Source organism: Sporomusaceae bacterium (assembly GCA_031460455.1).
In the GTDB taxonomy this organism is placed as follows: domain Bacteria; phylum Bacillota; class Negativicutes; order Sporomusales; family UBA7701; genus Anaeroselena.
This window is the reverse complement of record JAVKTQ010000008.1, coordinates 82,347-96,677: the sequence shown is the minus strand read 5'-3', so window position 1 is coordinate 96,677 and position 14,331 is coordinate 82,347. Positions and strand designations below refer to the sequence as shown.

Below are 14,331 nucleotides of genomic sequence, written 5' to 3'. Positions count from 1 at the left end.
AAGCTTCAAATTATTCCACGGCTTTGTTTCAGCCGCGCTTTATCATAAACCGGTCGCTGTCCTTCTCGAAACCGAACTTCTCGTACAGCCCGTGGGCGTCCCGCGTGGCCAGGATGCCCCGCATGCCCTGCAGTTCTTCCGTTTCGGTTAAATATTTCATCAGTATTCTGGCCAACCCTCTGCCGCGATGGGCCTCGTCGATGACGACGTCGGACACCCAATAAATGGTCGCGTAATCGGTCACGGCGCGGGCGAACCCGACCTGGTAGCCGTCCTTGTATATCCCGAAACAGAGGGAATTATCAATGGATGTTTGTATCCTGTCCTTGCTGCGGTCGTTGGCCCAATAGGTCCGGGACAGCAGTTCGCCTATGCGGTCTAGTTGCAGCAGCCGCTTGTCGCGGCTGAATAAATACCCTTCGCGTTCGAGCGCCATACGGCAGCCTCCGTCCCGGCCTAGCTGCCCATCAGCAGGGCCATGATCGCCTTCTGCACATGCAGCCTGTTCTCGGCCTCGTCAAACACCGCCGACTGGGGCCCCTCCAGCACCGCCTCGGTGATCTCCTCGCCGCGGTGGGCGGGCAGGCAGTGCAGCACGATGGCGTCGGGTTTGGCGAGCTTGAGCAGCGCCTCGTTGATCTGATAACCGGCGAAGGCGCGCTGCCTGACGGCCTGCTCGTCTTCCTTGCCCATGCTGGCCCACACGTCGGTGTACAGCACGTCGGCCCCCACAGCCGCATCCTTGGGATCGGTAACCAGCGTCACTTCGCTGCCGTGCCCGGCGGCGACAGCCTTGGCCTCCAGCACAACCTGGGGGCTGGGCGCGTACGCCGGCGGGGTGGCCACCGCAATGTCCATTCCCACCTTGGCGCAGGTATGGAGAAGGGCGTTGACCATGTTATTGCCATCGCCGACATAGGCCATCTTAAGACCCTTGGCCTTCCCCTTGCGCTCGATGACCGTGAAAACGTCGGTCAGAGCCTGGCAAGGGTGGAGATAGTCGGTCAGGCCGTTGATCACCGGGATGTCCGCGTAACGGGCCAGCTCCTCCACCTCGGCGTGCGAGAATGTGCGGATCATGATGCCGTCCAGATAGCGCGACAGCACCCTGGCCGTATCCTTCACAGGCTCGCCGCGGCCGATCTGCAGGTCGTTGGCGCTCAGGAAGAGCGCCGTCCCGCCCAGCTGCCACATGCCAGCCTCGAACGAAACGCGGGTCCTGGTCGACGCCTTCTGAAAAATCATCCCCAGCGTCTTGCCCTTCAGCATGTGGTGGGCCTCGCCCTTCTTCTGCTTGGCCTTGAGCTGCCGGGCCAGATCGAAGATCCGGTAAACCTCGTCGACCGACAGGTCGTTGACAGATAACAGGTCTTTTCCTCTCATTCCCCTAACCCCCAATAACTAGAAAAAAATCAAAACCCTTTAGCGGAAGGTTGCCGAAAAAATCACGCTTTTCCAGGCAACCTTCAGCTATTAGGTACATGGCCTTACTTATCGGCCGCAAACACCTTATCTAAAATAGCGATCATCTCGTCAACATGCGCCTTTGTGATATTCAGCGGCGGCACGAACCTGAGCACGTTGCCGGCGGTGCAGTTGATCAGCGCCCCGGCCGCCATGCAGGCGTCTACAAGGTCCTTGCCCGGCTTGGTCAGCGGCATGCCGATTATCAGCCCCTGGCCGCGCACGCCGGTGATCAGCGCCGGATACTTAGCCTTGAGGCCATTCAGCGCCTCCATCATATAGCTACCCATTTTCGCGGCGTTGCCCGGCAAATCCTCCTCGACGAGGACGGAAAGCGTGGCATTCGCGGCCGCGCAGGCCAGCGGATTGCCGCCGAATGTCGTGCCGTGGTCGCCGGGGCCGAAAGCCTTTAAAACCGCGTCGCTGGCGAGGATGGCGCCGATCGGCACCCCGCCGCCCAGCCCTTTGGCGAGGGTCATGATATCCGGCTTAACGCCGGTGTGCTGCCAGGCCAGCAGTTTGCCCGTCCGGCCCATGCCGCTCTGGATCTCGTCGAGGATGAGCAGCGCCCCGTGTTTTTCGCACAGCTCCTTGGCCCCTTTCAGGTATCCGGGGTCGGGGATGTGGACCCCGCCCTCGCCCTGGACGGGCTCGAGCATGACTGCGCACGTCTTGGCCGACACCGCCTTCTTAAGCGCCTCAAGGTCGCCGAACGGCACATAGGAGAAGCCTCCCGGCAGCGGCTCATAGCCCTTCTGGTACTTGGGCTGGCCGGTTGCGGTCAGCGTGGCCAGCGTCCGGCCGTGGAAGGAATGCTCGGCCGTGATGATCTCCACCTTGTCGGCGGCGATCGTCTTGCCGTATTTGCGGGCGAGCTTGATCGCCCCCTCGTTGGCCTCGGCGCCGCTGTTGCAGACGAACGCCCGGTCCATGCCGGTCAGTTCCACCAGCGTCTTGGCGAGCTTGGTCTGCTCGGCGGTGTAGTAGAGGTTGGAGACGTGGATGAGCTTGGCGGCCTGGGCGGATATCGCCGCCACCAGCTTGGGGTGGGCGTGGCCGAGGATGTTGACGGCGATGCCGCCGAGGAAATCGAGATACTTCTTGCCCTCGATGTCGTACACATACGGTCCCTCGCCGCGCTCCAGTACCACCTGGTAGCGGGCGAACACCGGCCAATAGTATTTGTTCTCCGTGGCTATAACCTCTTTAGCACTCGTCAATTTCTCCCTCTCCCTTCACAACCTCGGTTCCGATACCGGTGTCGGTAAAAATCTCCAGCAGCAGCGAATGCGACTGCCGCCCGTCGATGATATGGGCCTTGTCGGCGCCGCCCGACAGGGCTCTGATGCACGCCTCCACCTTGGGAATCATGCCGCCGTCGATGCTGCCCTCGCGGATCATCTTCTTGGCGTCGGCAAAACTCAGGGTCGAGACGAAGCTGCTCTTGTCGTGGTAGTCGCGGTAGATGCCCTCGACATCGGTCAGCAGGATGAGCTTCTCCGCCCGCAGCGCCCCGGCGATCTCGCCGGCCACATAGTCGGCGTTGATATTGTAGCTCTCGCCGGCCGTCCCTGCGCCGACCGGGGCGATGACCGGGATATAATCGTTGTTTAAGAGCGTCCAGAGGATATCGGGCTTGACCTCGGCCACGTCGCCGACGAAGCCGATATCCACCTCGCGCGCCTTACCCTCCTCGTAAACTGTGGCCAGGTGCTTGCGAGCCTTGATCAGGCCGGCGTCCTTGCCGTTGAGGCCGACCGCGCGCGCCCCGTGAGTATTGAGCATCGCGACAAGCTCGGTGTTGATCTTGCCGGCCAGCACCATCTCGGCCGCCGCCATCGTCTCCTCGTCCGTCACCCGCAGGCCGCTGACAAAGCTCGACTGTTTGCCCATCTGCTTGAGGAGGGCGGTGATCTCAGGCCCGCCGCCGTGAACGACCACCGGTTTCAGTCCGATGTACTTCATCAGCGCGATATCCTGGATGACGCTGTTCTTCAGGTCGGCGTTCAGCATCGCGTTGCCGCCGTATTTTATCACGAACGTCTTGCCGGTGAACTTCTGGATATAGGGGAGAATCTCCACCAGTACGCCCGCTTTTTCCACCGTGGTCATCATGGCGCTTGCCTCCCGTCAGGTGCTGTAGTCGGCGTTGATTTTAACGTATTCGTAGGAGAAATCGCACGTCCACACGGTGGCGGCTGCGTCCCCCGCCCCCAGCTCGATCTCCACGGCGATATCCTTATCGGCCATCACCTTCTGGAGCGCCTTGGCGTCGGCGACGGCGTTCATGCCGTTTTTCGCGACAACGATGCCGCCGAGGGTCAGCGTCGCCTTGGCAGGCTCCACCTTCGCGCCCGAGTAACCCACCGCGCACAGGATGCGGCCCCAGTTGGGGTCCTGGCCGAAGAACGCCGTCTTCACGAGCGGCGAATGCGCCACCGTCATGGCCGCCGTCTTGGCGTCGGCGTAACTGGCCGCCCCCTTGACGGTGATCGCGAGGAACTTGGTCGCCCCCTCGCCATCGCGCACCACCAGCTGGGCGAGGTCGGTGCACACCGCCGTCAGGGCGGTCACGAACTCGCCGTACGCCGGGTCGGCGGCCGACTCGATGGGCTTGTTGCCTGCCTGGCCGTTCGCCAGCACGCACAGCGTATCGTTGGTGCTCATATCGCCGTCGACGGTGATCGAGTTGAACGACACATCCACCGCCGCCGCCAGCGCCTGCTTAAGCGCCGCGGGGGAGATGGCCGCGTCGGTGGTCACGAAGCTCAGCAGCGTGGCCAGGTTGGGACGGATCATCCCAGCCCCCTTGGCAATGCCCGCCACCCTGGCGATAGCGCCGCCGAGCGAAAACTCGTACGCCGCAACCTTGGGGAAAGTGTCGGTCGTCATGATGCCCTGGAGCGCCTTCTCGTGGTTGGCTTCGGAAAGCTCGGCCACCGCCCGCTTGATGCCGTCGGCCACCTTGGCCATCGGCAGATTGACGCCGATGATGCCGGTCGAGGCCACAAACACGTCGTCGTCGGCCAACCCCAGCAGCGAAGCGGTCAGATGGCCCATCGCCTTCGCGTCCTCCATGCCCTGATCGCCGGTGCAGGAATTGGCGCAGCCCGAGTTGACGACAACCGCCTGAGCCGTGCCCTTGGCCGCCACCTTGCGGGAAATGTGCACCCCTGCGGCCGCGAACGCGTTGGTGGTGAACAGCGCGGCCGCCGAGCACGGCGTCGGGCTGTAGATGACCGTCACGTCCTCCTTGCCGCTTTTCTTGATGCCGGACTTGACGCCGGCCGCCTTGAAGCCCTTCGGGGCGGTGATGCCCCCCTTTATCGCTGTCAGCATACTATCCATCCTCCGTATCTATCATGGATATAACGGCGCCTGGGTAAGCGCGGTGCGCTCGTCCAGCCCGAACATTACGTTGAGATTCTGCACCGCCTGGCCGGCCGCCCCCTTGACGAGGTTGTCGATCGCCGCGACGGTCACCACCCGGCCGGTGCGGCTGTCGATATGCCAGCCGAGATCGCAGAAATTGCTGCCGCGCGTCTCCTTGGTCGCCGGGTAGGCGCCGCGGCCGCGCAGGCGGATGAAGAACTCGTCGCCGTACATGGCGGTGTAGGCTTCGTCGACCGCCTCGGCCGTCACGCCGCCCTTAAGAGTGGCGTAGCAGGTGCTGAGGATGCCTCTGGCCATCGGCATGAGGTGAGGGGTGAAGGAAATGATAATCTCCTCTCCCGCGACGTCGCTCAGAGCCTGCTCGATCTCCGGCGTGTGCCGGTGGCCGGCGATCCCGTAAGCCCGCACATTCTCGTACGCCTCGCTGAGGTGGTAATTGAGGCCCAGGCCCCGCCCGGCTCCCGATATGCCCGACTTGGCGTCGACCACGATGCTGGCCGGGTCGATGAGGCCATGCTTTAAGAGCGGGGCGACCGCCAGGATGCTGGCCGTCGTGTAGCACCCTGGGTTGCCGACGATAGTGGCGGCGCGGACCTTGTCGCGATAAAGCTCGGTCAGGCCGTAAGCCGCGCCAGCGTCTGGGTGGGTGTGGGCGACCTTGTACCATTTCTCGTACACCGCCGGATCGCGGAAGCGGTAGTCGGCGCCCATGTCGATAACCTTGGCGCCTTTGGCGACGATTTTTTTGCCGGCCTCCATGGCGTGGCCGTGGGGCAGGGCGATGAAAACGACATCGCTGGCGGCGGCGATTTCTTCCAGTTCTTTCACGCTCGCTAGTTTTTTTCGGTAAAATCGGGTAAAATGTGGATATATATTGTCAATGTACTCGCCTGTCTGGCTCTCCGACGTGATGCTGATCATTTCGACCGCCGGGTGGCCGGCCAGGATGCGCAGTAGCTCCTCGCCGGTATAGCCGGTAGCGCCGATGATGCTGACTTTCATGGCCCCGACCTCCTTGTTGCCAAAAATAATATAAATAGCTTTTAAATAATTATACGTTACGATGTATAAAAATGCAATATGATTTTGCCAAGATTTTCTGGGAGGATTACGACGCCTATGCTTGATAACCTAACGCTGCTGGTCGAAGATTACGGCTACCTGGCCGTATTCGTCGGGATGTTTTTCGAGGGGCTGTGCATCCCCGTACCCAGCGAAATCGTCATGGGCTTCGCCGGCTTCATGGTCTATCAGGGCAAATTCTCCCTCACCGGCGCCATCCTGAGCGGCTGGCTGGGCAGCTTCGCCGGCTCGTGCACCATCTACTACATCGCCCGCAAGGGCGGACGCCAGTTCCTGTACCGCTACTGCCACCTCGTGCGCCTTTCGCCCGCCCACCTCGACGTCATCGGCGAATGGTTCCACCGCTTCGGCCCGCCCCTCATCATCCCCTGGCGCCAGATCCCCGTCCTGCGCACCAAAATCAGCATCGCCGCCGGCCTCCTCGACCTGAGGCCCCTGGTGTTCGTGCTCAACACCGCCGTCGGCATCGCCGTCTGGTGCACGCTGGCCGTCTCGCTCGGCTACTATTTCGGCCAGAACTGGATGCTGTTCGTCGATTTCTTCTCCCGCCTCGGCACCTTCGTCATCGTCGCCATCGCCGTAGCCGCCGTAGCCGGCGCCGTCGCTCTCCTCCTCTACCTCCGCCGGCGGCGGAAAACAAAGCAGGAGGGCCGTTAACCCTACACCCGCCGGAACCGCAATCGCATCCCCGCCTATCAAAAGCCTGCCGCCCGAACCATGCCACATGGTCAGGACCGCAGGTTTTTTTCGTCCGCTTTATCGCCGGGCGGCAGGCAGGATGCGATAAAATCGACAAACGCTCTCGCAGCTTTGGGCAGATATCTTTCCCTATTCCAGGCCAGGCTTATTTCGCTCCTCAGCGGCTCAGCCAGCGGCCGGCTCACGATGCCGGGGTGTCTGCGAACCACGGCGTCCAGGAGGAAAGAAATGCCCACCCCCTGCCCGACCAGGCCCAGAATCGTCTCGATCTGACTGGAGGAAAATACGATGCGGGGAGTGAACTGGTGCCGCTGGCATTCCTCAATGATAACCCGCCGGTTGTACGTATCCTCCTTCAGCAGAATGAAAGATTCGTCCCGCAGCTCCCGGAAGGGCACGCACGTCAAGCCTTCCATAGGATGGGCGGGGGGCAGGCAGACAAGCATCTGCGCCGCCGCGATGAACGCCGTTTCCAGCTTGGGGGAATAATCCATCATCGTCACGATACCGACATCGAGTTCCCCCCGCTCGAGGTGACCGCGGATCGCCAACGAACCTTTCTCGGTCACCGACAACTCCAGCCACGGATACGCTTTCTGGAACTCAGCAAAAATATAGGGGAAAATAAAAGCCCCTACCATCGGGGGAATGCCTATTTTTATCTTTCCCTTCTTCAGCAACCGGTAATCATCCATCTCCCTGACGGAATCCCCCACCCGGTCCATAATACCGTCGACATGCCGCGCAAAGGCCCGCCCCTCCGCCGTCAGGGAAAAATGCTTCTGGCTGCGGTCGAACAATATCACCCCAAGCTCTTCCTCAAGCTTGCGGATTGCCACCGTCACGGACGGCTGAGCCACCCGCAGGTAGTTAGCCGCCTGGGTGACGCTGCTCAAACGGCTGACCATCTGAAAGTACTCCAGTTGTCGCAACTCCATCACCGACTCACCCCGGTTATAATAGTTAAAAACTATTATAACATAGATATTCGATATTTTAAATTTATGATCAACCTGAGCTATAATACAAGCGAATGTTATCATTTAACGCCGAAGAGGAGTGTCATTCATGGACAAAGGAACCGCCCCCGTATCCGCGCCCGGTGCAAGCCCCCGGCAGGCAATTACCCCCCTTGCCGTCACCGGTCTCGCCGCCAGAAAGTACTCGCTGGCCCTGAAAGAAGCGCAAGCCCTGCTCACCGTCGACCCGCCCGGTCTACACGACCAGCTTAACTGCGGCAAACTCGGCAAACTGATCGCCTATTTCCGCCGAGGACTGCCCGGCTTGCTGCTGATCGCCTGCTACGGCGAATGTGCCTTCCTCCATTGACCTTGCATGCCAGAAAGGCCTGAGCCCCGCAACTACGCTGCAGGGCTCAGGCTGGCGGCATCTTAGCGGACCTTAAAAACCGATATCCCCTACCACCGCGATACCGCTCCCGCACCGGGGGCACTTTTTATCGGCCGCCAGCCGGCTCTCCCGCCGCAGCCGGTCGATCACGACCAGATCGCAGTCCGGACAGTGAGTGTTGACCCCCTCGGCGCCGACATTGCCGACATACACATAGCGCAAATGGCGGCGGGCCGTCTCGTACGCCCTCTCAAGCGTCGCGATCGGCGTCGGCGGCATGGCCAGCTTGTAGTTGGGAAAGTAGCGCGAGAAATGGAGGGGGATATCCCTGCTTATGCCCGCCAGCCACGCCGCCAGAGCCTCCAGCTCGGTCGCGTCGTCATTGAGCCCCGGCACCACCAGGCAAGTCACCTCCACATGGGCGGCCGCAGCCGCCAGCTCCACCGTCCGTTTGACCTCGGCCAGGCGGCCGGCGCACACCTCGCGGTAAAACCGCTCGTTAAAAGCCTTCACATCGATGTTCAGCGCGTCGACATACGGCAGCAACCCGGCGAGCGGCGCGGGATTTATGAACCCGTTGGTTACGAGCACATTCTTGAGGCCCTGGCTGCGCGCCAGCTTCGCCGTATCGAGCACGAACTCGTACCACACGCTAGGCTCGGAATACGTGTAAGCGATGCCGATATTACGCTGCCCAGCCCCCGCCGCCGTCGCCACCGCCTTCTCCGGCGTCATCGCCACCGTATCCGGCTCCTCCTGGGCAATCTGCCAGTTCTGGCAGAAGCGGCAGGCAAAATTGCAGCCCCATGTGCCGACGGAAAAAATATAGCTGCCCGGATAAAAATGATAGAGCGGCTTTTTCTCGATCGGGTCGAGGGCATAAGAAGAACACGCGGCATAGTTGGCGGCCAAAAGCTTCCCGCCCACATTGCGCCGCGCCCGGCAGAACCCCGTCAGCCCCTCGCCGATCACGCATTCCTTCGGGCAGAGGCGGCAGATTACGCCGCGCTCGTGCGGCTCATAAAAAAGCGCCTCGCGCACGGCTGTCACTCCTTGCCGTACCTTGTCACCGAAAAGCGGTACAGCTCGATCTCCTCGCCGGCCGCTATCCCCGCCTTCTGCATCGCGATACCCACCTGCTCCTCCACCGTATCGACCCCCGTGAGGTCGGGGAGCAGCAGACCCGACCGTCGCCCGTGGCGAACGATAACGCCGTACTTCTTCGGGTCGAGGTCGGCCAGCCCGTCCACCCGCTCAGGCGCGGACAATATATCCACCGAAATATCCAGTTCAGGCAGCTCGTCGGCCTCCACCGGCCAGAAGCGGGGATCCTGGGTGCCCGCGCTCACCGCGTTATGGATGATCTCGGCGGCGATATCCGGCTGGGTGGGGCCGAAAGTGCCGATACAACCGCGCAGCTCGCCGCGCTTCTTAAGCGAAACGAACACCCCCGCCCGAGCCTTAAGCTCGTCCGGCAGCCCCGCCGGCGTCGGGAGATACTCATGCGCGGCGAGGTAATGCGTCAGACTCTGCCGCGCCAGCGCGACCGGCGCGCTTTCACTGCCCATCGCGCTTCCCCTCCTCCACCGCGAACAGCGCCACCGCATAGCCCACACCGAACGGGCCCTCATACGACAGCACCCTGCTGCGCGCCTCCAGTCCGCCCAGCACCCCCATCAGGAAATAGATAGGCCGCAGACCGCATTCGCCGGCCTCCTCAATCAGCCCTTCGTCCATACTGAGCAGCGCCTTCACATCCAGGTCGCCGACCGCCGCGACCACCCGGCGGTCGAACTCCGCCCCCTTGGGGCTGAAGCCTGCCGGCGCGTCGGGGGTAAGGCGGTGGGACAGATCGCCGGAAGCGATCACCGCCACCCGCTTGTCCATCATGCCGACAGCCGCCTGCACCGCCTTGCCGAAAGTATACATCTCCTCGTACGGGAGCATGCCCATGGCGATATGGACCAACTGCCCCCGGAAGCCGGCCTTGTGAAGATAATATAGCGGTATGAGAGCGCCATGGTCAAGCTGCAGCGACAAGCGGTACGTCTTGGCAACGTCGTCGGTCAGCTCGATCACATTGATGCCCAGGCGCTCCGCCTTGCGGAGGATATGGCGCACCAGCAGCCCGTCCGTCTCGAACCCGAGCGTCACCTCAGGCACCCCGAAACTGGCCAGGTTCCCCTTGAGGCGGGGATGGACGCTGACGCTGACCGCGTCCCCGAACACCGCGCCGTGGGGCGTAATCAGGATGACGGTCTGCGGATTCTTCGCAGCCAGTGCTGCGGCCGCCGCCCGGGCCGCCTCCACCGTTGCCCTGATCTTCGCCAGCTCGGTCCCGCCCACTTCCGGCACCATAATCGGCGGGTGGGGCATGAGGGCGCAACCGACCAGATTCTTCACGCTACCACTCCTTTCGCTGTCTTATCTTGCCACATTATGGCTGAAATGATACGCCAGCGCCCTGGCAATCTGTCCGACCAAATTCTCCTGATAAGCGGCGTCGGCCAGCAGAGCCGCCTCGCGGGGATTGCTCAAAAAGCCCGTTTCCACCAGCACACCGGGAATGTTGGTATCCTTCAACACCAAAATATCCGAATCCTCCTTGGCCTGGCGTTTATTCCCAGGGGGAAAATCCTTCAGCGCCCGCTGCATCGTTTCCGCCAGCAGCTTATTCTCCGCCCTGCCCGGACAGTAATAAACCTCGGCCCCCGACCAGCGTCCGCCGCGGATGGCATTTGTATGGATGCTTACAAAGGCTGCCGCCCCCGAAGCGTTGATAATCTCCACCCGTCTGGTCAGGTCGTTGCGCTTGCCGCCCTTGCCGCGGGTATAGTAATCGATATCCGCCTCGCGGGTCAGCACCACCGTCGCTCCGCTCTGGCGGAGCTTCTCCGCCAGCCGCAGGGAAATGGCCAGAGTAAGCTCCTTCTCCAGCAGGCCGAAGTACTTGGCGCCACTGTCCACGCCGCCGTGGCCGGGGTCGACCGTCACCACCCGCCCCGCCAGCGCGGCCAGATCGGCGTCGGCGATATCGTCGGGGCTGGGGATGTTTGCCGCCAGCAGATTTAACGCCACCGCCGCCACCACCCCGATAACCGCCGCCACCCCCAGACTGCGCCGCCTCAGGCTCACCAGCCACATCCCCATCCCCGCCTTTCCCTACGAAAATATGCCAGCGCCCCGGCCGTTATGTCGCAGGGGAGGTGGGAAGTATAGCCAAAAAGGGACAAGTCCGCTACAATATAACTATGGCGGCCGTTGATAACCCCCCATCTGCGGCGTTGCTCCTCGGCTGCCATCCTCAGCGTACGTTCGTGTACGCTTCCGGTGTCAGCCTCCGGTGCGCCTTGCATCTGGAGGGTCCTGAACGGCCGCAGCCCTGAAAACCGCCTTAACCATCCTGTATCTTATATCACCCCTTTGGGGAGGATTTTATGCGCAACGGCAAACTCTGGCTATTCCTCATAATCGTCTTCGTCGCCGCCTTCGCCTGGGCGGGGGGCGGCGGCCTCCTGCCCCAGTTCGCCGCGCCCAAAATGCCGGTCGTCAAAGCCGACGCCGACAGCGCCTGGACGCGGGTCTACCGCGTCTTCGCCCTCAAAAGCGCCGTGGCCGCCACCATCGACCGCAAAAACTACATCCCCCTCAAAGACATCCCCCTTACCATGCAACAGGCCATCATCGCCGTCGAAGACCACCGCTTCTACCGCCATATCGGCCTCGACATCGAGGGCATCCTGCGGGCCGCCCTCGTCAACCTCCAGCGCGGCGCCATCGAAGAAGGGGCCAGCACCATCACCCAGCAGCTGATCAAAAACCTCTTCCTGACCACCGAGCAAACCTGGGGCCGGAAATTCGAAGAGGTCGTCCTGGCCCTGGACATGGAACTGCGCTACTCAAAGGAAGAAATCCTCGAAATCTATCTCAACAGCATCTACTACGGCTCGGGCGCCAAGGGCATCGGCCAGGCGAGCAAAATCTACTTCGCCAAAAAACCGGCCGGACTTACCCTGGCCGAAAGCGCCCTCCTCGCCGGGCTGCCCAACGCCCCGTCGCTCTATTCCCCCTACGTCGACCTGGAGGCCGCCAGACAGCGCCAGGCGGTCGTCCTAAGCGCCATGGCCCGCCACAACTACATCGGCCCCACGACAGCCCAGGAGGCCAGACAGGCGCCGCTCAGGCTGGCAAAATAAACCGACCCGGCTTGACCGGGTCGTTCAGGTTGCCGATAAACCCCCATCTGCTTCGTTGCTCATCGGCTGCCATCCTCAGCGTACGTTCGTGTACGCGCGATGCTGTTAAACCGTTCCTGTGCAAACAACGCGTCTAAACGTTGTCGCGGAGGAAACGGTGGTGTCAGCCTCCGGTGCGCCTTGCATCTGGGGCTTTCTTGGCAACCTGGAGACCAAAAATAAAACGACCCGGTTTGACCGGGTCGTTTTTTACATCCCTTACTTCTGGAACAGGTTGTCGCGGAAATCCCAGCTCTTGGTGTCGGTCGGGTCGACCGTATTGCGTTTGAGCGTACGCTCGACGACGATCTCGGAGATGTAGGTGTCGCCGCTGATCATCTTCGGATCCTTGATAAACGTGCCCTCGCCCTTGATGTTGAAGGAAACCAGCGTAAACATCCCGGGCATGGATTTCGGCTCCTTGGCGATCATTACGCCCAGCGTCACCGGCGATTTCTCGTCAAGGAAGTTTTTGGTGAGCTTCTCTTTGGTGGTAAAAACCTTTGCCTCCGCGGAGGTCACCAGTGCGTAAACCTCGGGGAAATAAGCTTTCAGCTCCTTGACCTGGATGGCCCAGTCGGGAGTGAAGCGCTGGGCCCGCACGTACGGGTCCTTATTGCCCTTCTTTTCCGCATACATCACATCCAGCTGTACCTTCACGTCCTTGGCCATGTAATAGTAAATATAAGTTTCGGCCAACTCCTTGTTGCCCGCTTCCCAATCGGCCCTGGTCCATATCCGGCCCTTATCGTCGAGCACCATCCGGTACTCCCCGTACTTCTTGGTAACGTCCGACAGTTTGTCATCAAGGCTTGCGAAAGCCGTTTGGGCAATCAGCAAGCAGGAAATCAGCACAAGCACCGTGACCGTCTTTTTCATGGCAAAACCCCCAGCTTGTAATATCTTCTAAGTTAATTACACCTCTCTGCCCTTTTCTCCTGCCGTAGCCAAAAATATCGGCGGAATCGACAAAAGAAAGCCCGGACACAAGTCCGGGCTTTCTTGCCATTAACGTTTGGAGAACTGGGAAGCCTTGCGGGCCTTTTTGAGGCCGTACTTGCGGCGTTCCTTCTCACGCGGGTCGCGGGTGAGGAGGCCTGCTTTCTTGAGGGCCGGGCGATATTCGCCGTCCACCCTGAGAAGCGCGCGGGCGATGCCGTGACGGACAGCGCCTGCCTGGCCGGTAGGGCCGCCGCCCTCGACCTTGGCGATTACGTCGTACTTGCCGAGAACATCGGCGACGTTCAGCGGCTGTTTGACGATCAGCTCGAGGGTCTTGAGACCGAAATATTGATCCAGCGGACGGCCGTTGACGACGATATTGCCTTCGCCCGCCACCAGGCGGACCCTGGCGATCGAAGTCTTCCTGCGGCCGGTGCCGTAATAGTTGACTATTGCCATTCCAATCTTCCTCCTTCCGGCGACTATCTCACGTTGAGTTCGAGGGCTTCGGGCATCTGCGCCTCATGCGGGTGGCTCGGCCCGCGGTATACCTTGAGCTTGCGGTACATCTGACGGCCCAGCCGGTTCTTCGGCAACATCCCTTTGATAGCCATCTCGACAACCCTCTCCGGTCGCTCGGCCAGCATCTTGCCGGCGGTGGTGAAGGTCGTGCCGCCCGGATACCCGGAGTGGCGGAAATAGGTCTTCTGCACCAGCTTGTTGCCGGTGAGGTGGATTTTGGCGGCGTTGACGACAATTACATGGTCGCCGGTATCCATATGGGGGGTATAGGTCGGCTTGTGTTTGCCACGCAAAAGCTTGGCTACTTCGGCCGCCAGACGGCCGAGCGTTTTGCCTTCAGCGTCTATGACATACCACTTGCGTTCTATAGTGGCAGGGCTAGCCATAAATGACTTCATACTTTCCCTCCTTAAAGCAGCGATGAAACAACATCCGTATCCTTTTCAGCCACGAACTTCCGGGGCAGGAAATCACGGCATATAAGGCCACGAAAATATTGTATTAGAAAGGGTTGTCAATGTCAAGGTCTATTCCTTGGCATTCAGCAATTTTTTAGGGGCGACCGGTTAAAAAGTCCATCTGCGGCGTTGCTCCTCAGAGCGCTTGCTTGCGTACATCCGAGTACGCGGCGCGGCGCGCTCTT

At 61.1% G+C, this 14,331-nt stretch carries 17 protein-coding genes; 3 read left to right on the top strand and 14 right to left on the bottom strand.

The window, feature by feature from the left end; all coding sequences use genetic code 11:
* Nucleotides 1-28 precede the first annotated feature (28 nt).
* The 6 genes from RIN56_13020 to argC all read right to left on the bottom strand — a co-directional run bounded on the left by RIN56_13020 (nucleotide 29) and on the right by argC (nucleotide 5,859).
* Entirely contained in the window at nucleotides 29-436 is a 408-nt protein-coding gene (locus tag RIN56_13020) for a GNAT family N-acetyltransferase (protein MDR7867728.1), read from the bottom strand.
* Nucleotides 437-456: 20 nt separating this feature from the next.
* Nucleotides 457-1,383, bottom strand: a complete 927-nt coding sequence (argF, locus tag RIN56_13015; protein MDR7867727.1) for an ornithine carbamoyltransferase — start codon at nucleotides 1,381-1,383, stop codon at nucleotides 457-459.
* Between the two features lie 104 nt (nucleotides 1,384-1,487).
* A complete protein-coding gene (locus RIN56_13010) occupies nucleotides 1,488-2,684 on the bottom strand; it encodes an acetylornithine transaminase (protein MDR7867726.1) in 1,197 nt (398 codons plus the stop codon).
* The gene (gene argB / locus RIN56_13005; GenBank protein ID MDR7867725.1) at nucleotides 2,671-3,579 is read right to left on the bottom strand and encodes an acetylglutamate kinase; all 909 of its coding nucleotides are present in this window, start codon (nucleotides 3,577-3,579) and stop codon (nucleotides 2,671-2,673) included. Before argB ends, RIN56_13010 begins: the two co-directional genes overlap by 14 nt.
* A 15-nt stretch (nucleotides 3,580-3,594) precedes the next feature.
* The gene (gene argJ / locus RIN56_13000) at nucleotides 3,595-4,803 is read right to left on the bottom strand and encodes a bifunctional glutamate N-acetyltransferase/amino-acid acetyltransferase ArgJ (protein ID MDR7867724.1); all 1,209 of its coding nucleotides are present in this window, start codon (nucleotides 4,801-4,803) and stop codon (nucleotides 3,595-3,597) included.
* Nucleotides 4,804-4,824: 21 nt separating this feature from the next.
* Complete coding sequence (gene argC, locus RIN56_12995; GenBank protein ID MDR7867723.1) at nucleotides 4,825-5,859, bottom strand: N-acetyl-gamma-glutamyl-phosphate reductase; 1,035 nt, start codon at nucleotides 5,857-5,859, stop codon at nucleotides 4,825-4,827.
* A 117-nt stretch (nucleotides 5,860-5,976) separates the two neighbouring features.
* Here argC and RIN56_12990 point away from each other — a divergent pair, with 117 nt between their 5' ends.
* The gene (locus RIN56_12990) at nucleotides 5,977-6,597 is read left to right on the top strand and encodes a DedA family protein (GenBank protein ID MDR7867722.1); all 621 of its coding nucleotides are present in this window, start codon (nucleotides 5,977-5,979) and stop codon (nucleotides 6,595-6,597) included.
* 71 nt (nucleotides 6,598-6,668) lie between these two features.
* On the opposite strand, the gene RIN56_12985 is transcribed toward RIN56_12990, so the two are convergent.
* Nucleotides 6,669-7,577, bottom strand: coding sequence for a LysR family transcriptional regulator (locus RIN56_12985; GenBank protein MDR7867721.1), 909 nt, complete (start codon nucleotides 7,575-7,577; stop codon nucleotides 6,669-6,671).
* A gap of 130 nt (nucleotides 7,578-7,707) precedes the next feature.
* Here RIN56_12985 and RIN56_12980 point away from each other — a divergent pair, with 130 nt between their 5' ends.
* The gene (locus RIN56_12980; protein ID MDR7867720.1) at nucleotides 7,708-7,968 is read left to right on the top strand and encodes a hypothetical protein; all 261 of its coding nucleotides are present in this window, start codon (nucleotides 7,708-7,710) and stop codon (nucleotides 7,966-7,968) included.
* Between the two features lie 72 nt (nucleotides 7,969-8,040).
* Here RIN56_12980 and amrS read toward each other — a convergent pair whose 3' ends face one another.
* Genes amrS through RIN56_12960 form a run of 4 tightly spaced genes read right to left on the bottom strand, consistent with a single transcriptional unit; the run spans nucleotide 8,041 to nucleotide 11,133 of the window.
* Nucleotides 8,041-9,030 carry an AmmeMemoRadiSam system radical SAM enzyme gene (amrS, locus tag RIN56_12975; GenBank protein ID MDR7867719.1) on the bottom strand — a complete coding sequence of 330 codons (990 nt, stop codon included), beginning with the start codon at nucleotides 9,028-9,030 and terminating at the stop codon, nucleotides 8,041-8,043.
* 5 nt (nucleotides 9,031-9,035) lie between these two features.
* Nucleotides 9,036-9,557, bottom strand: coding sequence for an AmmeMemoRadiSam system protein A (gene amrA, locus RIN56_12970; protein ID MDR7867718.1), 522 nt, complete (start codon nucleotides 9,555-9,557; stop codon nucleotides 9,036-9,038).
* Nucleotides 9,547-10,392 (bottom strand): AmmeMemoRadiSam system protein B, encoded by an 846-nt coding sequence (gene amrB / locus RIN56_12965; GenBank protein MDR7867717.1) that lies wholly within the window; start codon nucleotides 10,390-10,392, stop codon nucleotides 9,547-9,549. Before amrB ends, amrA begins: the two co-directional genes overlap by 11 nt.
* A gap of 21 nt (nucleotides 10,393-10,413) precedes the next feature.
* Nucleotides 10,414-11,133 (bottom strand): N-acetylmuramoyl-L-alanine amidase, encoded by a 720-nt coding sequence (locus RIN56_12960; protein MDR7867716.1) that lies wholly within the window; start codon nucleotides 11,131-11,133, stop codon nucleotides 10,414-10,416.
* A 293-nt stretch (nucleotides 11,134-11,426) separates the two neighbouring features.
* Here RIN56_12960 and RIN56_12955 point away from each other — a divergent pair, with 293 nt between their 5' ends.
* Entirely contained in the window at nucleotides 11,427-12,185 is a 759-nt protein-coding gene (locus RIN56_12955; protein ID MDR7867715.1) for a biosynthetic peptidoglycan transglycosylase, read from the top strand.
* 258 nt (nucleotides 12,186-12,443) lie between these two features.
* Here RIN56_12955 and RIN56_12950 read toward each other — a convergent pair whose 3' ends face one another.
* The 3 genes from RIN56_12950 to rplM form a co-directional block, all read right to left on the bottom strand.
* On the bottom strand, nucleotides 12,444-13,103 hold the full coding sequence (locus RIN56_12950; protein MDR7867714.1) for a hypothetical protein: 660 nt from the start codon (nucleotides 13,101-13,103) through the stop codon (nucleotides 12,444-12,446).
* 129 nt (nucleotides 13,104-13,232) lie between these two features.
* Nucleotides 13,233-13,625, bottom strand: coding sequence for a 30S ribosomal protein S9 (rpsI, locus tag RIN56_12945; protein ID MDR7867713.1), 393 nt, complete (start codon nucleotides 13,623-13,625; stop codon nucleotides 13,233-13,235).
* Nucleotides 13,626-13,648: 23 nt separating this feature from the next.
* Nucleotides 13,649-14,086, bottom strand: coding sequence for a 50S ribosomal protein L13 (rplM, locus tag RIN56_12940; protein ID MDR7867712.1), 438 nt, complete (start codon nucleotides 14,084-14,086; stop codon nucleotides 13,649-13,651).
* Between the last annotated feature and the right edge of the window lie 245 nt (nucleotides 14,087-14,331).